Annotated in this window: 1 protein-coding gene; it reads left to right on the forward strand. The window is 69.4% G+C overall.

Features of this window, described 5'->3' with window-relative positions; genetic code table 11:
- Nucleotides 1-26: 26 nt before the first annotated feature.
- Nucleotides 27-379: CBS domain-containing protein (locus IMZ11_RS44770; RefSeq protein WP_228649907.1), on the forward strand; the 353-nt coding region annotated here is incomplete at its 3' end.

The raw sequence follows: 379 nt of genomic DNA on the forward strand, positions 1-379 counted from the left end.
AGATGGACCCCGAGGATTCCGAGGACGTGCGACGGCTGCTGGCGCACTCCCCCGACACCGCAGGCGGTCTGATGACCAGTGAGCCGGTGGTGCTGGCGCCCGATACCACCGTCGCCGAGGCATTGGCGCGGATCCGCGACCCCGACCTGACGCCGGCCCTGGCGTCGATGGTCTTCGTCACCCGGCCGCCCAGCGCCACCCCGACCGGACAGTATCTGGGCTGCGTCCACCTACAGCGGCTGCTGCGCGAACCACCTGCTGCGCTGGTCAGCGGTATCGCCGACACAGATCTGCCCAGTTTGAGCCCGGCCGACTCGCTGGCCGCGGTGACCCGTTACTTCGCCGCATACAACCTGGTGTGCGGCCCGGTGGTCGATGA

It is taken from the genome of Microtetraspora sp. AC03309 (genome assembly GCF_020826795.1).
GTDB classification, from domain to species: Bacteria; Actinomycetota; Actinomycetes; order Streptosporangiales; family Streptosporangiaceae; genus Microtetraspora; species Microtetraspora glauca.